This is a genomic window from Micromonospora sp. CNZ296 (assembly GCF_007827635.1).
Window position 1 is genome coordinate 1 of the sequence record NZ_VISW01000012.1, and the last position, 23804, is coordinate 23804.

The 23804-nt window shown below is 68.5% G+C and carries 18 protein-coding genes and 1 tRNA gene; 12 read left to right on the plus strand and 7 right to left on the minus strand.

The features are described from left to right. The first annotated feature begins 910 nt into the window (after positions 1-910). The 5 genes from FB455_RS20115 (at position 911) to FB455_RS20135 (ending at position 13675) form a co-directional block, all read left to right on the plus strand. The gene (locus tag FB455_RS20115) at positions 911-5617 is read left to right on the plus strand and encodes a DEAD/DEAH box helicase (protein WP_013284933.1); all 4707 of its coding nucleotides are present in this window, start codon (positions 911-913) and stop codon (positions 5615-5617) included. Further along, a complete protein-coding gene (locus FB455_RS20120) occupies positions 5614-7134 on the plus strand; it encodes a nuclease-related domain-containing DEAD/DEAH box helicase (RefSeq protein ID WP_013284932.1) in 1521 nt (506 codons plus the stop codon). Before FB455_RS20115 ends, FB455_RS20120 begins: the two co-directional genes overlap by 4 nt. Further along, positions 7131-10298: a helicase-related protein gene (locus FB455_RS20125; RefSeq protein ID WP_013284931.1), complete on the plus strand. Its 3168-nt coding sequence runs from the start codon at positions 7131-7133 to the stop codon at positions 10296-10298. The genes FB455_RS20120 and FB455_RS20125 overlap by 4 nt, the downstream gene beginning before the upstream one ends. After that, on the plus strand, positions 10279-12135 hold the full coding sequence (gene drmB, locus FB455_RS20130) for a DUF1998 domain-containing protein (protein WP_013284930.1): 1857 nt from the start codon (positions 10279-10281) through the stop codon (positions 12133-12135). Before FB455_RS20125 ends, drmB begins: the two co-directional genes overlap by 20 nt. 232 nt (positions 12136-12367) lie before the next feature. After that, on the plus strand, positions 12368-13675 hold the full coding sequence (locus FB455_RS20135) for a restriction endonuclease (RefSeq protein WP_205413695.1): 1308 nt from the start codon (positions 12368-12370) through the stop codon (positions 13673-13675). Positions 13676-14086: 411 nt separating this feature from the next. On the opposite strand, the gene FB455_RS20145 is transcribed toward FB455_RS20135, so the two are convergent. Further along, a tRNA-Val gene (locus tag FB455_RS20145) sits at positions 14087-14161 on the minus strand. Between the two features lie 50 nt (positions 14162-14211). Then, positions 14212-14751: a TIGR02611 family protein gene (locus tag FB455_RS20150; protein ID WP_174361703.1), complete on the minus strand. Its 540-nt coding sequence runs from the start codon at positions 14749-14751 to the stop codon at positions 14212-14214. 273 nt (positions 14752-15024) lie between these two features. On the opposite strand from FB455_RS20150, the gene FB455_RS20155 reads away from it, so the two are divergent. Continuing rightward, positions 15025-15456, plus strand: a complete 432-nt coding sequence (locus FB455_RS20155) for an SsgA family sporulation/cell division regulator (protein WP_007457244.1) — start codon at positions 15025-15027, stop codon at positions 15454-15456. Positions 15457-15532: 76 nt separating this feature from the next. Here FB455_RS20155 and FB455_RS20160 read toward each other — a convergent pair whose 3' ends face one another. After that, on the minus strand, positions 15533-16309 hold the full coding sequence (locus tag FB455_RS20160; protein ID WP_030275212.1) for a glucose 1-dehydrogenase: 777 nt from the start codon (positions 16307-16309) through the stop codon (positions 15533-15535). A gap of 187 nt (positions 16310-16496) precedes the next feature. On the opposite strand from FB455_RS20160, the gene FB455_RS20165 reads away from it, so the two are divergent. Next, positions 16497-17414, plus strand: coding sequence for a helix-turn-helix transcriptional regulator (locus tag FB455_RS20165; protein ID WP_013284926.1), 918 nt, complete (start codon positions 16497-16499; stop codon positions 17412-17414). A 7-nt stretch (positions 17415-17421) separates the two neighbouring features. After that, entirely contained in the window at positions 17422-17877 is a 456-nt protein-coding gene (locus FB455_RS20170) for an RrF2 family transcriptional regulator (RefSeq protein WP_013284925.1), read from the plus strand. Position 17878: 1 nt separating this feature from the next. On the opposite strand, the gene FB455_RS20175 is transcribed toward FB455_RS20170, so the two are convergent. Both FB455_RS20175 and FB455_RS20180 read right to left on the minus strand, forming a co-directional pair. Beyond that, positions 17879-18490, minus strand: a complete 612-nt coding sequence (locus tag FB455_RS20175; RefSeq protein ID WP_013284924.1) for a malonic semialdehyde reductase — start codon at positions 18488-18490, stop codon at positions 17879-17881. After that, positions 18487-19050, minus strand: a complete 564-nt coding sequence (locus tag FB455_RS20180; protein ID WP_013284923.1) for a flavin reductase family protein — start codon at positions 19048-19050, stop codon at positions 18487-18489. The genes FB455_RS20175 and FB455_RS20180 overlap by 4 nt, the downstream gene beginning before the upstream one ends. Before the next feature lie 373 nt (positions 19051-19423). Between FB455_RS20180 and FB455_RS20185 the strand changes: the two genes are divergently transcribed. Further along, complete coding sequence (locus FB455_RS20185) at positions 19424-19603, plus strand: DUF4236 domain-containing protein (protein ID WP_013284922.1); 180 nt, start codon at positions 19424-19426, stop codon at positions 19601-19603. Between the two features lie 112 nt (positions 19604-19715). Beyond that, positions 19716-20234, plus strand: coding sequence for a potassium channel family protein (locus tag FB455_RS20190; RefSeq protein WP_145754577.1), 519 nt, complete (start codon positions 19716-19718; stop codon positions 20232-20234). Here FB455_RS20190 and FB455_RS20195 read toward each other — a convergent pair. Further along, on the minus strand, positions 20200-21102 hold the full coding sequence (locus FB455_RS20195; RefSeq protein ID WP_145754580.1) for a hypothetical protein: 903 nt from the start codon (positions 21100-21102) through the stop codon (positions 20200-20202). The two genes, FB455_RS20190 and FB455_RS20195, sit on opposite strands and share 35 nt — an antisense overlap. 48 nt (positions 21103-21150) lie before the next feature. After that, on the minus strand, positions 21151-21672 hold the full coding sequence (locus FB455_RS20200; protein WP_013284919.1) for a VOC family protein: 522 nt from the start codon (positions 21670-21672) through the stop codon (positions 21151-21153). 50 nt (positions 21673-21722) lie between these two features. On the opposite strand from FB455_RS20200, the gene FB455_RS20205 reads away from it, so the two are divergent. Next, on the plus strand, positions 21723-22193 hold the full coding sequence (locus FB455_RS20205) for a MarR family winged helix-turn-helix transcriptional regulator (RefSeq protein ID WP_013284918.1): 471 nt from the start codon (positions 21723-21725) through the stop codon (positions 22191-22193). Between the two features lie 48 nt (positions 22194-22241). Then, positions 22242-23804, plus strand: a complete 1563-nt coding sequence (locus FB455_RS20210; RefSeq protein ID WP_145754582.1) for a tetratricopeptide repeat protein — start codon at positions 22242-22244, stop codon at positions 23802-23804.

The window sequence follows — 23804 nt, forward strand, 5'->3', positions numbered from 1 at the left end:
CTTGGTCGTCTTGAAGGATCGACGCGATGGCCGTCTCTCATCTACGCAACACGCCCATCACGGGCAAGTCGTACACCACTCCCGTGGACGCAACCTGATCATCACGCCGCCGGGCGAACCACCAATACATCGTTCCTGGTGGCGGGAAGTCTCGCGGTAAGGCGCGGTAGTCCTCGAAGCGCTCAGTAGCATGCAGCCGCAGCGCACCCCCGGGTGACTCATCGATCCGACAGAAGGCTTCTGTCGTGCCTGGGGCCGCTGGCTCCCGATCTGCGCGGCGAGTTCCTTCGGCACGACAATCAGCCACGAGGAGCCGCGCAGCAGGCGACGGCACTCATTCACTGCGCTCACGTTTCCGCTGCTCCGGTGGACAGTTTTACAGGAGTACGCAGTCCTCGACGATATTGTCGTCGCCGGTTCGCGGCTTTCGCGTCCTGCCGAGCAGACGCCACCGGACCGGCAACCCAGGCTACCTAGAGGTGCCATTCGATCGGGCACTATTCCTGGAGACACTGCATCAAACGCAGAATTCTTTAATCGCAGATGACTCTCAACCGAAGCAGAACCTCAATGAGCCATCGACAAGACTGTCGGGTCAAATCATCACCGAGCAATGACACGTAGGAGAATTGTCCGCATCGCCGCTATTGTGGCGATAAGTATAACCATGGTCCAGAAAGATCAGCCGAACGGCTGAAGTGCTGCTCACTATCGCAACGATTAACCTCTTGCGGTCGGATACCATGCTTTGGCTGTAAGAACGGGGTGAAGCCATCGTGCGCACTGTCCTCAATCCGCGCGTTCACCGGTCGGTTGGCTTCGTCACCACGTTGGGTGCGGGCGTGAAAGCGGATACCACCGGTCTGAGTGGGTGCGGGTGGCACCACAGCCTGGGGAGTGCTAGTCAATCGTGATCGAGCAGCTTTGGGCGCCTGAACCAGCGCTGGCGCAGGAAGTGAAGACCCTGTTTGACAGCACTATCGAGTCCTACCGGGTCAAGCCAGACTTACTGACGGAGCACGCCAATCACGAGGAGTCTATCCGAGTCGGCGGATACGCCAATCGGACTCTCCTCGAACTCGTCCAGAACGCCGCAGATGCCATGGCGGGGAACACCGACTCGGACGAGAATACGGGCCGGGTCGAGATCGTCCTGGATTCGGTAGGGGGTGCCCTCTATTGCGCTAACGGCGGACGCCCGTTCTCCAAGAGAGGGCTCACCGCCATCACGCATGCCCACTTGAGCGGCAAACGTGGGGACGAGATCGGGCGATTCGGCCTTGGGTTCAAGTCCGTCTTGGCGGTTTCGAACACGCCGCAGGTCTTCAGCCGTTCCGTGTCGTTCGAGTTCAACTCGCCTGAAGCGCGCTCCGCCATCGCTGAAGTCGGCTCCGGTGCGAAGCGTTACCCTGCGCTGCGTACAGCCACCACGATCGACGCGATGGCAGCGTTCGGCCACGATCCTGTGCTCCGCGGCTTGGCCGAGTGGGCCGCCACCATCGTCAAGCTTCCCAACGTGTCGAGCATTCCTCGCCTTCGCAAGGAGATCATAGAGTTCTCGTCGCACTTCCTTCTGTTTGTCGGGGCCGTCAGGGAGGTGCGCCTCCGGATCCTCGGTGCCGATCATTTCGAGGCGACTCACACCTCCCGTAACCTCGGTGACGGCCTCTTCAAGATCGAGCGCTCCGGCGGCGAGTACGAGGAGTGGTACGTCGAGGACCGGATGCATGCGCCGTCCGCGGAAGCTCGACGCCAGGTCGGCGAGGCGGTCTCGCGATCGGAGGTCAAAGTTACCGTCGCGATCCCTAAGAGGCGCGGCAGACGGTATCAGATTGGCCAATTCTGGTCCTACTTCCCGCTGAAGGACAAGACGTCGGCCTCCGCCCTGTTCAACGCGCCGTGGAGCGTGAACGACGACCGGACGACGTTGCTCCGAAACGATTACAACCGCGAGATGCTCGTAACGCTTGCGGAAATGTTCGTGCAGATGGTGACACGCGTGCGCACGGTGGAGGATCCGGCCGCGCATCTTGATTATCTGCCCGCACGGGGTCAGGAAGAGCTCTCGTTCGGTGACGAGGTCCTCTGCAGGCAGGTCCCTCACAAGTCGATTGGACGGGAACTCGTTCCTGACGCGTCGGGACGCTTGACTCGGGCCGAGACCCTGAAGCCCTTGGACTTCACGATCGGCGTCTCCGAGACTGTTCACGAGGCATGGATCATCTCTCCGAACACTGGATCCGACGTTCCGCACTGGAAGTGCTACAGCTTGCAGCAGCGGATCACACGTCTGCGCCAGCTGTTCGCGGCCGCGCACGGCAATCAGCTGGACGCCACCGAGAACGACATGAAGCGGACGTTGGCGGCCATGCCGAAGCGTGGGATCCTATCTTGGCTGCGGGAGTGGGCGGAGGGGGCCGATCCAGTGTCGGCTGCCAACGCCTTCAGGTTCGTATGCAAGCAGCGCAACATCGAAGGCGTCGAGAACGCCAAAGTGATCCCGACCACCGGCGGCCTGCGAGCGCTGAACGACAGCACGGCGGTCTTCCTGCGCCGGGAGGAGGGCCTCGAATTCGAGAGGTCCGTCTTCGTCCTCCCTGGCTTCCTCTCCCAACCCGGCGTTGAGGCACTGCTGCGGCAGGCGGGGTTCCGAGACCTCGACCCTCTGGCCATTCTCACCGCGCGTATCGCGCAGCTCCCTGCGACCGCCGGCGATCGGGAGTACACGGAGCTCTGGGATTCCGTGACCGCACTGCCCGTCAACGTCGCGGTGAAGACTCTCGAAGGTCACTCGGACACGGTCAAGGTGCCGACGCGTGACGGAGCTTGGGCATGGGCGAGCCAGGTGATCGACGTCGATGTCGACGTGTCCGACGTGCCGGGCGTCAGGGCGTTGGACCGCAAGCGCTGTCTGCCACAGGCGGCCCATGCTCTCGGCGTCGTCCGTGATCCGGTAAAGAGCTACCCCGTCGAGGACGAATCGCGCCTGGAGGACTACCTCGGATGGTTGTTGGAGCAGGTCAACGCGTTACAGGGTCCGGGTGAGCGTCCTGTCGAACGTGTCGAACTGCTCCACGGCGCCGGGCCGGGACCGTTCTCCATGCTGTTCGTCCTGCGAGACGCCAGCGCCTCGGCCCAACTGCGTGCGCACTGGACCACCGCGCTGCTGCAGGCCGGGGATCTCACCTGGACGTGCGAGGACGTCGACTCGGGCGTCACCTACACCGTGCACTCGCCCGTGCGATGGGCGGCAGACAACGCTGGACTCGTCCACACGACCCGTGGCTACCTGCCGCCCTGCGAGGTCGCCGCGCCGTCACTGGTCCGTTACGAGAGACTGCTTCCGCTGTTCCGGGGACCGTCACAGGTCGCCGACACGCTGGAACTGCCGAATGAACTCGCGACGGTGCCCGGTCCTGTACTGAAGAAGGCGCTCGCCGAGCCGCTGTTCCCGCCGGGCATCTCCGACGACGTGCTCGTCGACTTCACCCTCGCCGTGTCACGGATCGCCTATCCCGGTGCGCATGCCCCGACGATCCCCGCCAAGATCGGACGCCGAACCGAGTCAAGGCCCCCCGGTGCGGTGTACCTCGCGACGTCGGACGAGCAGGAGGCGTTCCTCTCCTCGCGTCAGCGTCCCTACCTTCGCGCTCGGCCCGAGCAGACCTCGGAATTGGTAGAGGTGGTCGGATGTCGCCGGTTCGAAGACAGCTTCGCCTTCTCGATCATGGTCGAGGGCGAGCAGGACGCGGTGCCGATCGTCGACGTCTTCACTGGATTGCGCACGACGACCGTAGCGAGGAAGGTCGAAAACGCGACTCTGACCCGAGCAGTCCAGATCATCAAGAGGGTGACCACGGAAGACGGCGTCGAGGACCAGGCTCTGGACTGGCATCTCGACGGGTTGAATCTCACTGCTCGCAGTGATGCCGATCAGCCGCGGCTGCTCTCGTTCGTCAACGACGCGTTCGACCTGCGCTTGACCAGCGCCGAACGTGAGCAGGTCCTCAAGACCGGTCTAAATCACAAACTCGAAGAGCTGCGTCAGCGTGCCAAGGCCGCCCGGGACGACGCCGAACGGCTCGACATCTACTTCGGTCCGGACGACCTGCAGGAGGCGTTGCCGACCGGCTTGTGGCAGGCACTCGAGGCTCAGGAATTGATCCACGACGAAACCTCCGTCGCCGAGCTGTTCCTGACGGTCTACGGCTCGGACTCCATCAAACAGCTCGCGGAGAACTTCCGACGGGAGGGCTTCACCGACGTACCGACCGAGTGGGCGGGCCGTTCTACCACGATCTCCTGGTTGCGCAAGATGGGGTTCGGTCCCGAGTACGCGGGACGCCGGAATCAACGTCAACCCCAGGAGTTCGTCGTCCCCGGTGCGGTGAAGCTCAACGAACTGCACCCCTTCCAAAAAAAGATCAGCGCCCAACTCCGCGACGTCCTCACGCTGCGGGAGGCGAGCGGTCGTCACCTCAAGGCGATGGTGGAACTCCCGACCGGGGCAGGAAAAACGCGCGTCGCGACGGAGACCGTGCTGCGCCTGTTCATGGAGGGCCGCCTCCAGGGTCCCGTCCTGTGGATCGCGCAGTCGCAGGAGCTCTGCGAGCAGGCGGTGCAGACGACCAGCCTGGTCTGGCGGGGCCTGGGGGACGAGCGTCCACTGACAATCGGACGCCTATGGGAGGGCAACGACGTTCACGAGCCGGACACGGAGTTCAGCTTCATCGTCGCCACCGACGCCGAACTCGACGTCGGCGTTATCCGTGACCCCGACTACGACTGGCTGAGGCAGGCCTCCGCCGTGATCATTGACGAGGGGCACCGGGCCGGTGGATCCGAGCGGTACACCCGGATTCTGAACTGGCTGGGCGTGGCCGGCCGTGGCTGGGAACGCCCGTTGGTCGGACTCTCCGCGACACCGTTTAAGGGCGCCTCCGAGTCCGCCACCAAGGCGCTCGTGAGTCGTTTCGGTGGCCGCAAACTCGAGGCGTTCGAGCAGGACAACGCCTACCGCAGGCTCGCCGAACTCGGTGTGCTGGCGCGGGTCCGACACCGCGTACTGCCGGGCATCCACGTCGATCTGCAGCCGGACGAGCGCAAGGACGCCACGAGCCTGCGCAGGCTCAAGCAGTCCGTCATGGATCGCATCGGCCGGGACCAGGCCCGCATGTCGGTACTCGTCGATCACATTCTGAGCCTGGACCCGGATTGGCCGGTACTGGTATTCACCCCGAACGTCCTTTCAGCACAGGTGCTAGCGGCGACCCTGCGGTATCGCGACGTCACCGCTGCGGCCGTTAGCGGGCAGACCGGTAGGCAGGAGCGCCGCGACATCATCGAGAAGTTCAAGAACGGTCAGATCAGAGTTCTCGCCAACTGCGACCTTCTGATTCAGGGTTTCGACGCCCCCGGGGTCCGAGCGCTGTACATCGCGCGTCCGACGTTCAGTCCCAACGCCTACATCCAGATGGCCGGGCGCGGTCTGCGGGGACCAAAGAACGGCGGGAAGGAAGAGTGCCTCATCGTGGACATGGCAGACAACTTCGGTGATCTCACCGAGATGCTTGGATACCGCGAGTACGAGGCTCTCTGGCAGGAGCATCAGCCGTGATCCTCGTTCCCGACCTGACCGACATCGTCAAGAACGCCGAGAGCGACGCCGAACGTCGGGTGGCGCGCCTACTACGAGAGGCGACCGGTGATCTGGACGCAGTCGCCTTCTACTCCGTGAAGTTGCGCTCGCACGCCTACAAGCAGCAGGCCGAGGCGGACTTCGTCGTGCTGTGGAAGAAATGCTTGATCGTCGTCGAGGTCAAAGGCGGTGGGGTCAGGAGGCACGACGGCGTCTGGTACAGCGTCGACCGCCGCAACGACTGGCACAAGCTGTCGAGCTCGCCGATGGAGCAGGCGCAGTCGGCGATGTACGCCCTGCGCGACATCCTGCGGGAGGAGGGAGTCGGTTGGTTCGCGCATGAGGCCGTTGTCATCACCCCGGACATCGATACACCGCCACACTCGGTGGAGTGGCAGCCGAGCCACTGGTTGGCCAAGGACGAAATGACGGTCGAGGGGTTGACTCAGGCTCTCGACACGATCACAGGTGCCGCCCGCAGGCCACCCGCTGGCCAACGGATCGCCCGTGCCGATGATCTGCGTACACGTCTGTTCGGCGAGTTCACCAGGATGCCGGTGATCGACGCGCAGCGGGGTGCGGTCATCGAGGAGCAGAACCGTGCCACCGCCGGCCAGGCACGGGTGTTGGCCGCGTTGGCCCGCAACCCCCGGGTCATGGTGTTCGGTGGTGCCGGCACGGGTAAATCCCTGGTGCTGGTCGAGGCCGCGAAGCAGGAGTCCGGTGAAGGCCGATCCGTGCTGATCACCTTCCACTCGCCGGAGCTGCTGCAATTCTTCGCGCCGCACGTCGCCAGCCGTGACATCGCGGTCCTGCCATTCGTGCAACTGACGTCCGACCAGGTGTACGACGTCGTCTTCATCGACGAGGCACAGGATCTGATGGATGCCGAGATGATGGACCGGCTCGACGCGGTCGTCGTCGGCGGACGCGACCGCGGCCGTTGGCGGATGTTCCTCGACTCGAACAACCAGTCACACGTCGACGGCGGCTTCGACGACGACGTGTTCGAGCTCGTCGCCTCCGAGGCCCTCTCGGTCGACCTCGAACTCAACGTCCGGAACACGCAAGCAATCGTGCACATGGTTCAGGAATACCTCGGCGCGGATGTCGGCGATCCAGGCATCGTCCACGGCGAGAAGGTCCGGTGGCACACCTCTGACGGTGCGGCCGCTGTCGCCGCCGCCGAGACCGTGGCGGAACAACTGGTGGCCGACGGTGTCCGACGCAAGGACATCTGGATCATCAAGACCGATTCCACGGCGGCGCCGACCGTGACGCCGCAAGGCTTCACTCTGACGAGCCCTCGGTACGCCAAGGGCCTCGAGGCGGAGAGCGTCGTGCTGTGCGACCTGCCCGAGTCCTTCGACGATGCGGGCACCGCCGCCTTCTACGTGGCAGTGACCCGGGCGCGTGTCTCGCTGGACATATTGGTGACCAAGGACGACCGGCGGCGCCTCCAACAATTGGTCCGACAGCGTTTGGTGAAGAAGTGACCCTGACCAAGGCACAAGACGCGGCACTGACGCATCTACGCCACGCATACGTCGGTCCGGACTCCGGTGAGGAGGAGATCCTCACCAACCGGCCCGACCGGCAGTACGCCGTCGGGATGCTGTTCCCGATCGCCTCGGCGGCGCCGGTCGCGGATCAACCGCCGTTCGGCGCGCCGCTCGAATCGGATGTGCCCGCCGGAGACGTGGAGGAGGACGGCGCCGGTGTGCCGCTCGCCGAGGAATGGCGGCCGTCCTCGGTTGCGATCTCTTTCGTCACCGACCGGTCCGCTGTGACCTGTGATCTGTCCGGTGGCACCTATCAGCCCGTCACCGGTGACGGGCCCCCGCGTTGGCAGCGCAAGCCGTTCCGACTCGACGCGATCGAACTCGGCCCTCAAAGGCCACTGCACGAGCTTCAGGCGGGCGAGGTTCCGATTGAGGTCGGGTCCCGGTGGCGCCGGTACGGCGACGCTCATCTGGTGACGGTGCACGTTCGGATACGCAAGCAGTCCACCGGGAACGACCGGCTCGACATCGAATCGATGCTGTTCCAGGTGGCGCTCAGGGTCGAACCCGCGGTCGACGGTCGGATCTTGGAGTATCGGGGGTCGACCGCGGTCAGCCTTGACAGTGAGGCGGCGGAGCTACGGCTGCGGTTCAGGGACAAGAAGGTTTACGCCGTCGGACACGGAATGGCCGCGGACTGGGACTTGTCCGGGAACGGCTGTACGGCGGTCCGCCTCGAGGCCGTGCCCGCGTTCGTGGTGCCCGCAGTCGCGACGACCGGGTTCGCAGCGGGGACCGCGGAGGCCGAGGCTCTGGGTCTCGACCATCTCGCACGGATCGACACACACCCCGACGAGGTCCTACCGTCGCTCGACGCCTTCGTCACCGCATTCGAGGTATGGGTCCAGCAGCAGGAGAACTCTACGAGCGCGTTCGGCGCGGACGCCCACGTCGCACGAGCGATCACCGACCGCGCCCGCGCGGCTCTTCACCGGATGCGGGCCGGTGTCGACCTGCTCCGCGACGCCCGGCAGGAGACGCTGAGAACGGCCTTCTCGCTCGGCATGGCGGCCATGCGACTACAAATGCGTCAGACGGCGCTGCGTGACGACAGAGATCCGAGCGAGCCGCAATGGCGCCCGTTTCAACTCGGCTTTCTGCTGGTGGCTCTGGCATCGACCGTGGACGAAACCCACGACGACCGGGAAGTGGTCGACTTGATCTGGTTCCCCACCGGCGGAGGCAAGACGGAGGCATACCTGGGCTTGGCAGCGATCGAGATCTTCCGTCGACGGCTCGCGCACGGTGTCGCAGGAGGCGGCACCGCGGTGATCACCCGCTACACGCTGCGGCTGCTCACCGCCCAGCAGTTCCAACGGGCGGCGTCGCTGATCTGCGCGATGGAACTGCTGCGCCGTGACGGCGGCCGAGCTAAGGGCATGGCCCGCTTCTCCATCGGCCTGTGGGTGGGTAACGAGGTGACACCGGGCACGAGGACCGATGCGAAGGCCGCACTCAACCGATTGCACAAGGCCGCACGGCCGGAGGAGGCGAACAGCTTTCAGGTCGAGGGCTGCCCGTGGTGTGGCGCCGCGCTGGTGCCGAGGAAACAGTCCGCGGACAAGACCCTGTACGGGATGCGGCTCGTCGGCAGGGACGTCGTCATCCACTGCACCGATGGGAGCTGTCCGTTCCACGACGAGCTCCCCGTCGCCGTCGTCGACGAGGTCCTCTACGACGAACCGCCCACCATCCTGCTCGCCACCGTCGACAAGTTCGCACGCCTGCAGTTCCGACCCAACGCTGGAACACTGCTCGGCCTGGACACACCGTTCCGGCAGCCGTCGATGATCATCCAGGACGAGCTGCACTTGCTGTCGGGACCACTCGGTACCACGGTTGCCGTCTTCGACGCCGTCATCCAGATGCTGCTGAGCAGATCCGGCACGCCACCAAAGGTCATCGCATCGACCGCGACCATCCGCGCGTCACAGGAACAGGTGCAGGGACTGTACGGGCGTGCCGTCGCCCTCTACCCACCGGCAGGCCTCGACGGGGATCAGACCTTCTTCTCCAAACCGGTTGAGAGCGGTGAAGGGCGCCTCTACGTCGGTCTCATGCCGCAGTCGCTGTCTCAGGTGTCCGCAGTCATCTCCACGGCCGCTCCGCTGATCGAGATTCCGGAGGTCCTCGCCCAAAGGCAGGACACGGGCGCGACGCGCGACTCCTACTGGACCGCAGTGATGTATCACAACAGCCTGCGCGAGCTCGGCCGCACGGGAACCCTGATCGTCGACGACGTCAACGGACGACTCGAACCACGGGCCGACCGTTTGAAGCTGCCGTTCCGGCGGGTGCGCGCCGACCGCGTTCTCGAACTGACCAGTCGCCGCGGACCGGAGGAGCTTCCCAACGACCTGCGGGAACTCGCGCAGAGCATCGACAAGACCGATCAGGCCGTCGACGTCGTGCTGTCATCCAACATGTTGTCGGTGGGTATCGACATCCCTCGCCTCGCGCTGATGCTGATGGTCGGCCAACCGAAGACCACCGCCGAATACATCCAGGCCACCAGCCGCGTCGGTCGTGGCCGCAACAACGGCATAGTCACGACGTTGTTCCGGTCGAACCGGGCACGCGACCGATCGCATTTCGAGACGTTCCGCGGCTACCACGAAGCCCTCTATCGCAACGTCGAACCGACGAGCGTGACACCCTGGTCGCTGGCCTCTCGTGCTCGCTCCATACGTGGCGCCCTGGTGGCGCTCCTACGGCACTCCATCAAGGCTCTGGCAGCCAACGACGCGGCATCTCGCCTCGACCTCGACGACGAGGACATGTGCCACACGATCGAACACCTGGTTGACACCTTCGTCTCTCTTGTCAGCCGATCGGATCGCCTCGAGGCCGACGAGACCGAAGAGGAGCTGTGGCGGCTGCTGCGTGATTGGGACCGCCGCGCCAGATCCGCGCGAGAAGAAGGCACGAGTTTGCGATACGAACGTGGCAAGGCGGACGAGCCGGCCCTTCTCAGACGGTTTGAGCAGAGCGGCGAGGGCTGGCTGGTCGCCGACTCGATGCGCTCGGTCGAACCGAACGTCGCCGTCCATGTACGCGAGCCGATGGAGGAGGTGCGGTATGGAACCCATCGTGCATGACCTACGGCTGTCCGAGACGATCAGCCCCTTCGGCGTGGGCGCAGTCGTCGACGTGCGCGGTGAGTCCCTGATCGCACCCGACACCTCCTGGTGGGACCGCAAACGCGCTCCCAAGATCAGCTGCGAGCGCCTCTCGGCGAAACTGCATGGGGCTGTCCTGCGGCAGCCACCGGCACACGCCGGACGAGCGGCCAAGGAGACGGCGAGTCTGCTGTACTTCCGGTTCCCCGAATGGCGGTTCTGCGAGCGTTGCACGAAGCTGTCCATGCTCACCGGCAAGCACAAGGGCCGCTGGACCAACAAGTGTGACTGCGGCGGCACCCTCGTACCGATGCGGTACGTCGCGGTCTGCGAGCAGGGCAGCCACCTGCAAGACATCCACTGGTTCAAGTGGGCGCACCGTGGGCACGACGCCGGCATGACCGAGGCAGTGCGGCACTGCCGCGCCTACAAGGAACTCCGGTTCGTCCGCTCTTCGCGTCACGGCGAAGGCCTGACATCACTCCGCGTCGTCTGCAACGGCTGCAAACGAGACCGCGCCCTGTCCGATCTGACAGGGAAGGACTCGTTACACCGCGACGGCCTCCGATGCGACGGCAAGCAACCATGGGAGAACGAGAACACCGGAGACCCGTGCGAGCACCACCTTAAGGCCGTCCAGCGCGGCGCCACCGGTAACTACATGGCGGAGCGGCTCTCGGCGCTCGATATACCTGAGGAGGTACCGCAATTCATTGGCAAGAAGGACGAGATCCGCAGCCACGTCTACTTCGAGAAGGTCGTCGCGGACAATGGCGGCCCGCAGGCGGACATGGTGGCCGGTTGGATCGCCGACGAGCTCGGCGTCTCGAAGGACGACGTGCTGCGACTGGCCGCGGGTGACGACGAGCCCGACGACGCCCCGCTCCTGGAGCTGAAGGACGGCGAATGGGCCGCGTTCCTGAAAAAGCTCGACAACGGAAGAGACCACAGCGGCGGCGACTTCATCGTCGACGGCTGGAGGATCCGATCTGATAGCGCATGGCCCCCCGCCCTCACTGACGGGCTGGTAGCCGTCGGCCAGGTTCGGCGCGTACGCGAGGTACGCGCGCTCAAAGGCTTCAGACGCCACACGGCCCAAGCCGACTTCATCAGCGCGGACCTCGGCCCAGACCGCAAGAGAAGACCGGTGTTTCCCGCCGTCGAGATGTTCGGTGAAGGAATCTTCCTCCGCTTCGACGAGGCCCGCATCGCCGCATGGGAGAGCCGACCCGAAGTGCAAGCCCGCGCGAGGATCCTGATCGATCGGCGCGAAAGCAGCCCCTGGGCGGACCGACTCGACGTCCCGGAGCCGCGATACATAGCGCTGCACACCATCGCGCACCTGCTGATCCGACGGCTCGCCTTCGCCAGCGGCTACTCCTCCGCCTCCCTCCAGGAACGCATCTACGCCAACACCGATCGTCCCGATCACACCGCTGGCATCCTCATCTACACGGCCGCCGGCGACGCACAGGGCACACTCGGCGGCCTCGTTCGCCTCGGCGAACCCGATCGGATCCTTCCGCTGTTGCTGGCGGCTCTCGGGGACGCGGACGTTTGCTCGAACGACCCCGTATGCATCGAAAGCGACCGGCAAGGCGTATCCCAGCTGAACCTGTCCGCCTGCCACGGATGCGCGCTCGTCAGCGAGACATCATGCGAGACCGCCAACCGGCTGCTGGACCGTCAGCTCGTCCTCGGCGGCGGGGACGTCCGCGGCCTGCTCGACGACGTCCTGGATCAGGTAAGAGGACTGGTGGACCAGCAAGCCACCAAGGCGCTGAACCGGGCCGGGTCCTGGCATCGTGCACACTGATCACCGGACAGCCCTTGGTTTGCGATCTTCTCCCCTCGACAAGAGGAATGATCGATCAAGGGCTGTCCTCATGATCAGCCGGGGTCGATGCCGCCGCCCAGCGGGTTGAAGCTCAAGTTAGCTGAGGACCCGGAACTGCCATTGATTACGGCGATCCGACTGCTGGCCAGGAGCTGTCGGGGACGCGAGCCCGTTGTTCCTCGGCCACGTAACACGCGGCAGAATACATGGCGTGATCACGTCTCTCCCCCGCCTGATGCGAATGAACGCGGTGCTCAGGTACGGGCGCGTAGCTATCGATCTGCCTATCGCCGATGGCTACCCGAACCTGCATTACCTGTCGACCGGACCGATCGGGACGCGTGTCCTACTGGAGAGCGGGATCAACCCGGTGCGATCGATCGGCGCTCAGGGGCGACAGCGGCGCCCCGTCATCGCGCTGCGGTCTAGTCCATGGAAGGCCGGCGGTGAAGACACGCCGTGGCACGACGTCTTTGACCTAGACCACGGGCATGTTCGCTACTTCGGCGACCACAAGGTCAGCACCGACGGCCCTCTGGGAAGCACGACGGGAAACAAGGCGCTCTTGGAGGCGTGGCCGCAGCATCGAGGCAGCACGCCCGAGACCCGTGCTGCCGCCCCGCCCCTGCTGCTATTCCGTTCCGTCTCCGTGGGTCGCGCCCTGAAGGGGTACATCGAATTCTGCGGCGTCGCCGTGCTCGACCGACTGGAACACGTCGTCCAACGCGACCCGTCCACCGGCCAAAGCTTCGCCAACTACGCTTTCGACCTGACGGTGCTCAGTCTGGCAGAAGAAGCAGAAGCGATCGACTGGCGCTGGATTGACGACAGGCGCGACCCAGGGCTGTCCCTACAGGAGACACACCGGCACGCGCCCCGCTCTTGGCGACGCTGGGTCGAGCACGGCGATCCGATCCTGCCTCGCCTCCGTCGTCGGGTCGCGACGTCGAGAGTGCGCTCCAAGTCTGACCAGCGGCCTGAGGCGGGCAGCGTCGAGGCACAGATCCTCCGACGCATCTACGAGTTCTACCAAGGCCGGCAGCATCGCTTCGAACTGCTGGCTGCCCGGGTCGCCGCCCGTGTCTTCCGCGGCCAGGGAGCCGTCTATCACGAGGGCTGGCTAACACGGGGAAGCGGAGACAGGGGGGTGGACTTCGTTGGGCGGCTAGACGTAGGCAGCGAAGATGCCATTACCTCGCTCGTCGTCCTCGGACAAGCCAAATGCCGTCTCGACAAGTCCGTGAGCGCCGAAGAGCTAGCCCGCGTGGTTGCACGACTGCGCCGCGGTTGGATTGGAGCCTATGTAACCATCAGCGACTACAGCCGAAACGCCCAAGAAGAGATGATGGATGACCAGTATCCCATCGTGCTGATCGACGGACGCCGGCTCGCCGAGGAGGTACGCCGCATGGCCAGCGACAGCCACGGAGGCAACCTGAACACATTCCTCAGCGAGCTTGCGAGTGGCTACGAGGAGGCCGTCACCTCACGCCGGCCCGAGGAGATCCTTTCCCTCTAGTTTTACGACCAAGCGGCTGGCGCTCCACGGTGCCAGGAAAGAGCGGCAGCCGCTTGCGTCGGAGCCGCCAACAGCACGGCCAAGAACTCGGCCATGGCTTCCGAAGTGACCCAGCCGTACGATGAGGAACTGGCCAGACAGCAGACAGCAGACAGCAGACAGCAGACAGCAGACAGCAGACAGCAGACAGCAGACAGCAGACAGCAGACAGCAGACAGTCGCAGACGCAGACGCGCGACGAGAACACCCGCCGCCGGGCGCTCCCACCGACGAGCGATCTTCAGGAGACACGGACGGCCCTCACTGCCTCGCCAGGCCCCTGCTCCCAATCTGCTCCCAATTTAAGGGGCGACAGCGGAGAAGCCCGTTACCGGTGATTCCGGCTACGGGCTTCCTACCTGCCTATATTCATGGTGGGCGATACTGGGATCGAACCAGTGACCTCTTCGGTGTGAACGAAGCGCTCTCCCGCTGAGCTAATCGCCCTCAGCGCGCATGACTCTACCCGATCACCCGCCCGGACCAAAAACCGGCCCTCAGTGCGTCGCGAGGTAGTGCAGCGCCTCCGCCACCACGTCGATGCCGAAGCTGTACTTGAGCGACAGCCACACCACCACCGACACGAACGCGAGCCCGACCGCGCCGAGCACGAACCGCACACCCAGTGACCGCATCTTCACCCAGCGCGTCCAGGAGTTGACGTGCCGGCGGGTGAACGCGAGCAGCCGTCGCGCCCAGTGGAACTCGACCGCCCAGACGCCGAGGCCGGCGATGACCAGCAGCCAGCCGGGCCCGGGCAGCGGGATCAGCGCGACACCGACTGTGACGACGATGGCGCCGAGGATGCCGATGAAGATCTTCAGGGCGACGCGACCGGTGGGGTTGGCGCGGATGAGGTCGAGCGTGGTGTGCAGGCGTCCGCGCCAGCCCCGTCGCCGCCGGCGCTGCTCCATGAGAGCGCCTTGCGACCGCCCTTCCACCGGCACCTCGTACCCCCGACTTTCGGCTGCTCGGGCCGCACCTTTCGGCGATTCGGCCGTGGTCCGCGACGTCACCGAGGAGCCCCTCGTGACCATTTCCACCCCCAGTGTCGCGCGGGACCGTCACCCCTGCTCACGACTGGACGTTACCGGAGTAAGTCGACGACTGAACCACCCGTTGCCGGGCGGAACGACGGAGTGGGCGGAACCCGAAATTCTACGCGGGGCCACGCGGTCCCGGGGGCTTTCGGAACCCCTTCCCACCACTGGGTGAAGTCAGCGTATGGCGGAGCGTAGCCAGGAGCAGCACCTGAGTATGGGAAAAGCGGGACACGCGCGTTCCGCAGCGGTGCCGGGGGGAGAACGTCCATGAGTGTCATCCGACCGACGACCGTAGAGGTCGAGACGTCGCTAAGGCTCGTCGCGCCTGACGCCACCGCCTTGCCGGTGCGTGCCAGTCTGCGTTACGACCCTGCTGACCCGTATGCGGTCCATGTCCTGTTCCATGCCGAGTCCGCCGGCGGCGAGGCGGTGAGCTGGTCGTTCGCTCGCGAACTGCTGGTCACCGGGCTCGACGAGCCGGCCGGCATCGGTGATGTGCGGGTCTGGCCGTGGGCCACCCCGCGCGGCGACTTCGTCGCGCTGGCGCTGTCGTCGCCGGACGGCAACGCCCTGTTCGAGGTTCCGCGCAGCGTGCTGGTGCGCTTCCTGCGCCGGACCTACGTCGTCGTCCCGCGCGGCCGCGAGGCCGAGCACCTGGACGTCGACACCGCGGTGAACCGGCTGCTGGCCGGTCGCTGACACGGCGACACCCGGGGCCGCGCGGATCTGCCGAGTCCGCGCGGCCCCGGGCCGTCTCCGACCCGGGGGTACGCCCTCAGCCGCGCGTGGTGATCCCGCCGTCGACCGGGATGACCGCTCCGGTCAGGTATGCGCCCGCCCGCGACGCCAGGTAGATCGCGGTGCCCGCCATGTCCTCGGGGCGGCCGATCCGGCCCAGCGGCACCTGCTGCTCGATGGCCGCGCGCGAGTCCGGGTCGTCCAGCGCGAACGCCATCATCTTGCTCTCGAACGGTCCGGGCGCGATCGCGTTGACGGTGATCTGCTCGCCGGCGAGCTGGTGGGCGAGGCCACGGGTGAGCATGTGCACCGCCGCCTTGGTGGCCGAATACGCGTACACCTCCATCCACGGCACCCGGATGCCGTCGATCGACCCGATGTTGATCACGCGGGCCGGGTCGTCGGCGCCTGCTGCGGCGCGCAGTTGCGGCAGCAGCGCGGTGGTGAGCCGGAAGACGGCCTTGACGTTCACCGCCCAGAGCTTGTCGAAGGCGCCCTCCGGGTACTCCTCCAGCGGCGCACCCCAGGTGGCGCCCGCGTTGTTGACCAGCACGTGGAGCCGGTCGTGGCGCTCCCGCACGGCCTCGGCGAGCGCCAGCGCGCCGGCGTCGCTGCCCAGGTCGGCGGGGATCGCCTCGCAGTGGCCCTCGGCGGACAGTTCCTTGGCGACCGACTCGCACACCTCCGCCTTGCGCGAGGAGATGATCACCCGGGCGCCGGCCCGGACGAAGCCCCGCGCGATCATCAGCCCGATCCCGCGTGAGCCGCCTGTGACCAGGACCGTCTTGCCGTCGACCGAGAACAGATCCGTCATGCCCATCCCATCGCCGTCTTCCGGCCGCGGGCCGGTCGGCCGGGGCCGCGTGGCCGGGTGCGGAGCGCACGCCGGCCCGGGTCTTACCGATCGGTAACCTAACCGTCCGGCTCGGCTGCCGACAAGAGCGGCCCGAGCGGGTGAAACCGTCGAGATGCAACGTGCGCGCGGGCCGGTTACCGTCGGGATGATGGTCACTACCGGTCAGCCCTCCCCGGCCACCCGCACCGGCCTGCCGGAGTTCCGCCCCGGCACCGACGAGATCGTCACCGGTGTGCTCGGCGACCTCGCCGCCGAGCCCGGCTGGCCCCGCCCGGTCCTGCTCGACCGCGATCTGCTGATCCTGGTCACTCACGGCCACGGCACCGCCGAGCTGGACTTCCGGCCCGTCCCCTGCCGTCCGGGCACGCTGCTGCGCGCGCATCCCGGCCAGGCGCTGCGGTTCGTCGGCGCCCAGCTCGACGCGACTGTGGTGAGCTGGCGGCCGGACGCGCTGCGCGGCCTCGACGTCGACCCGGACGCGGTGCCCGCCCACCGTCAGCTCGCCGGCGAGGACGAGGACGCGGTGATCAGCGAGGTGAGCCAGCTCGCCGTGGACGCCGACCGGCACGCGCTGGTACCGGCCGCCGCGGCGCTGCTGCGCCACCAGCTCGCCGTGCTGCTGCTGCGGCTGAGCCTGCTGCCGCACCCGGGCGACGGCGCGACGCCCCGGGCTGAGACGGAGACGTTCCGGCGGCTGTGCCGCGAGGTGGAACGCGGCTACCGGCACACCCGCCGGGTGGAGGACTACGCCGCCCAGATCGGCTGCTCGGTGCGTACCCTGACCCGGGCCTGCCTGGCGGTGACCGGCCGCAGCGCCAAGCAGGTGATCGACGAGCGGGTGGCGTTGCAGGCGTGCCGGCTGCTCGCCGCCACCGACGAGTCGATCGCCGCGATCGGCCGGGAGCTGGGTTTTCCCGAGCCGACGAACTTCGGCCGCTTCTTCACCCGGGAGGTCGGGGTGAGCCCGGGGACGTTCCGGGCCGAGCGCGAGCGCCCGCTGGCCGTCCGTCTGGTGCGACCCCGGCCGCCCGCCGACTCCCCCGTGCCGGGCGGCCAGGCATGATGGCACTGTGCAGATCTCCGCGCGCGGCGACTACGCGGTCCGGGCAGCCCTGAGCCTGGCCACCGCGTACCCCACCCTGCTGTCCACCCAGGCCATCGCGGCGGAGCAGGACATGCCGCGCAAGTTCCTCGAAGCGGTGCTGGCCGACCTGCGCCGGGCCGGGGTCGTCCGGGCCCAGCGCGGCGCCGAGGGCGGCTACACGCTGGCCCGGCCGCCGCGGGAGATCACCATCGGGCACGTGTTGCGCGCCGTCGACGGTCCGCTCGCGGGGGTACGCGGGCTGCGCCCCGAGGAGACCCGGTACGAGGGGGCGGCGGAGAATCTGCCCCGCCTCTGGGTGGCGGTACGCGCGTCGGTGCGCCGGGTGGTCGACGAGGTGAGCCTGGACGAGCTGGTCAGCGGCCGGCTGCCGGCTCACGTGCGCAAGCTGACCGCGCAGCCGGACGCGTGGGAGCCGCGCTGATTCACAGCGTGCCGACGACCTCCTCGTAGGGCAGGCGCGGCAGCCGTTCCCGCCAGGCGTCCGGCGCCGGGCGGCCGATGTTCATCAGCAGCAGCACCCGGTGCCGCCCGCCGGGGAAGAACTCGCGTTCCACGCCTGCGGCGTCGAATCCGGCCATCGGTCCGGCGGCCAGCCCGGCGGCGCGTACGCCGACCAGCAGGTAGCCGATCTGGAGCGCGGCGTTGAACCGGGCCTGCGCCTCCCGGCCGGCCGGGTCGCCGGTGAACCAGTCGCGGGCGCCGGGGCGGTGCGGGAACAGTTCGGGCAGCCGGTCGTGCCAGTCCACGTCGGCGGCGAGCACAGCGGTCAGCGGCGCGGTCGCCGTCTTGTCCCGGTTGCCGGCGCTGACGTACGGCAGCAGCCGCGCCCGTGCCTCGGCGGAGCGCAGCAGCAGCACCCGCAGCGGCTGGGCGTTCATCGCTGTCGGGCCGTACCGGATCAGGTCGTGGACGGCGCGGACCTGCTCGTCGGCGACCGGCTCGTCGGTGAACGCGTTGGCGGTGCGGGCGGCCCGGAACAGCAGGTCCTGGGCGGCCCGGTCGAGCGCGATCAGGTCGTCGGCGGCGGCGGTCACCACGCCTCGGGCCAGTCGCCGAGCGTGGTGGTGTAGCCGCCCCGGTGGTGCAGCAGCGGGTCGCCGTCCTCACCCGCGCCGAGCGCGAGCGGCTCGCCGAGCAGGATGGTGTGGTCGCCCGCCTCGATCCGGCGCACGACCCGGCACAGCAGCACTGCCAGCGCGTCGCCGATCAGCGGCACGCCGAACGGCCCGATGGTCCAGCCCGGGTGGGCGGTGAACCTGTCGATGCCGCTGGTGGCAAAGATCTGCGCGATCTCCTGCTGGCCGGAGGCGAGCAGGTGCACCGCGACGTGTTCGGCCTGCTCGACTGTGGGCCAGCTCGACGACGCGCGGCCCAGGCAGACCGAGACCAGCGGCGGGTCGAGCGACACCGACGTGAACGAGGTGGCGGTGAAGCCGGCCGGCGGCAGGTCCGGCCGCATCCGGTTGCCGCGCAGGCCCGGTGTGGTGACGACGGTGACCGTGGACGCCTGGCGGCGCAGCAGGCCGCGGAACGAGTCGACGTCGACCGGGCGCAGCTCGACGGTGGCGGCGCCGGGCCGGTCCACGGTGGTCACGACGCCACCAGCTGTCGGCGCGACGGTGAGTGCAACCGGTCCACGAGAGCCTCCAGTCCAGGGGTAGCAGCGGCGGCACGGTGTTCTCTCCCGATACCCCCGGATGAGGGATGCGATGCGGGGCGACCAGCACTCATGCTGCCGACCGCTCTCCGCGCCGGTCAACGTCCTTCCAAAGAGTGAGACTTTCGTCGCTGGCATTGTTACTACCCGCCACCACCAGCATTTACGACTCCTTAACACCTACCCGTTGGATAGAGATTTTGCCGGGTGACGGTCCCACCGTCCAGAGCGGACCGGGCATGGTTTCACGAATCGTCGATCCGGGCATGTTCCAGATCGCAGAGGCAGGGAGACGAAGGAGGCACCCCCGATGGGCGTCCAGTTCCGCAAGCGCAAGAAGTACGGACCGCTGATCCTCCACTTCACCCAGAACGGCTTCTCGTCGTGGAGCATCAAGATCGGCCGCTGGTCCTGGAACTCGAACACCCGCGCCCACCGCGTGGACCTTCCGGGGCCGCTGTCCTGGAAGCAGGACAAGACCCGGGCCTGACCACCCGGACGTGGATCGGGGCGCCGGCGACAACGCCGGCGCCCCGATCGTCGTACCGGCCGGGTTCGCGGTTCCGCCGACCACGGCGTCCCGGTGACCGGAGAATCGCCGCATGGCGGACGTGTCCCTGCGGCGGTTGCGACGGCGGGCCGTCGCGGCCTGCGCCCTCATGCTGGTCGGCTACTTCCTGGTGCCGGTCGAGGCCGATCCGAACGGCCTGCGGCTGGCCCTGCGCTCGATCGGCACGGCGGTCCTGGTGGGGGTGATCGCGTTCCTGGTCACCGGCCAGGTCCGCCGCCAGCTCGTCCGGGACCAGCCGACCGGCCGGGACGAGGACCGGGCGCTCACCCGGCTCGCGGTCGCGCTGATCGCCGGGCTGCTGGTCTTCGCGCTCGGCGACTACGTGGTCGCGAACACCCGGCCCGGGGAGTTCGTCGGCCTGCGGACCCGCGTCGACGCGCTCTACTTCGCACTCGCGACGCTCACCACAGTCGGCTACGGCGACGTGCACGCCCAGGGTCAGATCGCCCGGGTGGCGGTGTGCGCGCAGATGGTGTTCAGCATCGGTGTGGTCGCCACCGGGGCGTCGATAGTGGTCAAGCAGATGACCCAGCGGTCGGCACGGCGCTGATCGACACGTCCCCGCCGAGCCGGCCGTGCTCCGGGTCGCGGGTCACCGCGGCCGAGGCGAGCAGCGAGGTCAGCGCCCGGTTGACGTCGGCGGCCCGGTAGACGGTCGAGGTGGTGGCGAAGCGGCGCAGCTCGGTGACCGTACGCGGGCCGGAGCGGGCCAGCTCGGCCAGCAGTTCCCGGCGCAGCGGACCGGGCTCGGGGTCGAGCGAGATGTCGAGCAGCCGGCCCTGCGGGTCGGCCGGGTCGCGGTAGCGCACGCCGGCGTACTCGTCGACCGCCCAGAGCGCCTCCTTGACCGCCTCCAGCCCGTGGTCGGAGCCGGTGCCGTAGCCGAGCAGCCGCGCCGGGCCGTCCCCGTCGGGCACCAGCTCGACCTCGGTGACGAGCGGGAACCCGGCGTCGGTGAGCGCCGGGCGCAGCGACCGGCCGGGCGCGGTGACGAGCAGCAGTTCGGCCGGGCGCCCGGACGCGGCGGCGGCGAGCAGGGCCGGGTCCGGGTCGGCGCCGTCGGCCACTGTGAGCAGCGGCGCACCTGCCGCACCGGCCGCCTTGAGCGCCACCGGCAGCCGGTCCGGGCCGCCCGGCACGAGGTGCACGGCGACGTCGGCGGGCAGCGCGGCCTCGGCGGCGCCGAGGCGTACCGGCAGGTCGGTGCCGTCGTCGGCCACCACCAGCACGGTCAGCCGCCGCCCGCGCAGCCGGTCGGCGAACTCGGCCACCACCCGCAACGCCTCCTCGGCGCCGGTGGCGTCACCTCCGGCGTACGCGAGCGCGAGCGTGGCCCGCCGCGCCCGGTGCAGCGCGGCGGGGAGCCAGTGGTCGAGCCGGCGGACGAGCAGCTCGCGCAGGACGGCGTCGGTGGACATGGTGCCGTTTCTACCGCACGGCGCGGCGGGTCCGGCCGTGAACCCCGCTCAGACCGGGACGGAGATGCCCACGCCGCCGCGCGTCTGCCCGCCGTAGCGCTGCCGCTCGCGGTCGAGGTCGAGCCGCCCGATGCGGGTACGCGCGGCGAGCGCGGCGTCGTCGAGCAGGTCGGCCGGGACGATCCAGACGATCTCGAACTCCAGGCCGTCCGGGTCGCGGCCGTAGAGGCTCTTGGTGGTGCCGTGGTCGGACGCGCCGACCAGCGCTCCGGCGGCGGAGAGGCGCTCGGCGGTGGCGCCCAGCTCGTCGAGCGTGTCCAGCTCCCAGGCCAGGTGGTAGAGCCCGACGGTGGCCCGGCCGGCCTGGGACGCCCCGGCCGCCGCCCCGATCTCGAACAGCCCGAGGTCGTGGTCGTTGGTGGAGTCGGGCGCCTGGAGGAAGGCGGCGCCGCGGAAGCCCTCGGGCGTCATCGGGACCCGGCGGAAGCCCAGCACGTCGCTGTAGAAGGCGACGCTGCGCTCCAGGTCACTGACGTAGAGGACGGCGTGGTTGAGTCGGTGGATGCCCATGCCACCGACCGTACCCCGATTTTGTTGAGCGTTCAACTATCGGCGCTATGATGGGCGTCATGACCCGGTGGCTGGACCCCGACGAGCAGCGGACCTGGCGCGCCTTCCTGACCGCCTCCCGGGCGCTGATGGAGACACTCGACCGCGAGCTGCAACACGACGCGGGCATGCCGCACGCGTACTACGAGATCCTTGTCCGCCTCTCCGAGGCCCCCGGCCGGCGGCTGCGGATGAGCGAGCTGGCCGAGCTGACCGGCTCCTCGCGCAGCCGGCTGTCGCACGCCGCCGCCCGGCTGGAGGCGTCCGGCTGGATCCGCCGGGAGGACTGCCCCACCGACCGGCGCGGGCAGGTCGCCGTACTCACCGACGAGGGCTTCGCCACCCTGGCCGCCGCCGCGCCCGGCCACGTCGAGGGGGTACGCCGGCACCTGTTCGACGCGCTCAGCCCGGCCCAGGTCGACCAGCTCCGCCGGATCAGCGAGACGCTCGCCGACCACCTGACGGATTCGGGACCAAACTGATCCACTGCGGGTCTTGTACATACCGTCGCCGGACGAGCACGATGGGGCGTGTCCTCCGGCTTCGCTGACCTGACCGTCCAGGCGCACCAACTGGTGTCCGAAGGCGACCTCGACGGCGCGCAACGGCTGCTCGCCGACGCGCTCAGCGACGCGGATCCCCGACCCGGCAACGCCTCCCCCGAGCTGGCCGAGGCAGCCGGCCTCCAGGCCCGGGTGCTGGTCGCGCTCGGCGAGCCGCACTCCGCCCGTGGCTGGGCCGCGTTCGCGTACGCGGCAGCCACCCGGCTGTTCGGCCGCTCCGACGAGCGCACCGTCACCGCCGCCGCGACGCTCGCCGCGGTGCTGCACCGGGTCGGCAGCGACGCCCGGGCGGCCCGGCTCTACTCCGACGTCATCATCGAGCTGACCGCCCGCGACGGCCCGGAGTCCCAGCGGGTGCTCGCCGCGCACGCCGACCTGGCCACCGTGGAATACGCGCGCGGCCAGTGCGAGGTGGCCCGCGACCGGTTGCAGGACGCCTGGGAGCTGCACCGGGAGGTCTACGGCGACGGCCACCCCAGCGGCATCAAGATGCTGGCGAAGCTCGGCGCGATGGAACGCGACTGCGGCCGGTACGCCGACTCGCACGAGCACCTGACGCTCGCCGAGGAGCTGTGCCGGCTGCACCTGGACTCCGACGACCCGCTCGCCGCGCAGGTGGCCGGGCTGGCCCGCGCCGCCGCCGACCCGGACCACGTCTGCCCCGCGCCCGCCCCGGTTCCCGAGCCGCCGCCCGCCCGGACCACGCCTGTGGTGCCCGCCGCCCGGGTGCCCCCGCCGGCCGAAGGGCCGCACGACCTGCCGCCGTACTCGCCGCCCGCGCTCGACGAACCGGTCGAGACGCCGCTCTACCACCCGCCCGGACGGGCCGCCGAGACCGCGCACGTGCCGACGCCGCGTACCGCGCCGGAGGCCGACGGGTTCGACGACTACCCGTGGCCGCCCGACGAGCCGGCCGAGCAGCCGTGGCGCCCGGACGCCGACCCGCTGCCGCCCACAGTGGTCGGTCTCGCCGACGACCAGGCCGGGGTACGCCGCGTGCCGCCGCCTCCACCCGAGCCGCCGTCGCGCTACCTGCCGGTGCACGTGCCCCGGCCACCCGTCGCGGAGCGGCGCGCCCGGCCCTGGCTGCCGCTCGTGGTGCTCGGCGTCGCGGTGGCGCTGCTGCTCGGCACCGTCGCGGTGATCGCCGGGGTGTCCCGGGTGGACGACGGCCGCGACGCCCCGCCACCGGCCACCAGCGCTCCGCCGCCCACCTCCGCCGGTCCCGTGCCGTCCACTCCCGCAGTCGCCAAGCCTGGCACGCCGCCCGGAAGGTTCACACTCACCGACCGGCGCGACAGCATCGTGCTGAGCTGGACGTACCCGGCCGGCGCGGAAGGGCCGGTGGTGGTCGCCGGGGGCCGGTCCGGGCAGCCGCAGGGCACGTTCGCGACGCTGCCCGCCGGGTCGGCCGACTACATCGCCTACGGGCTCGACCGCACCACCGACTACTGCTTCACTGTGGCACTCGTCTGGTCCACCGACACGGTCGCGCGCACCGGCCCGGTCTGCACCAAGCGCCGCCGCTGA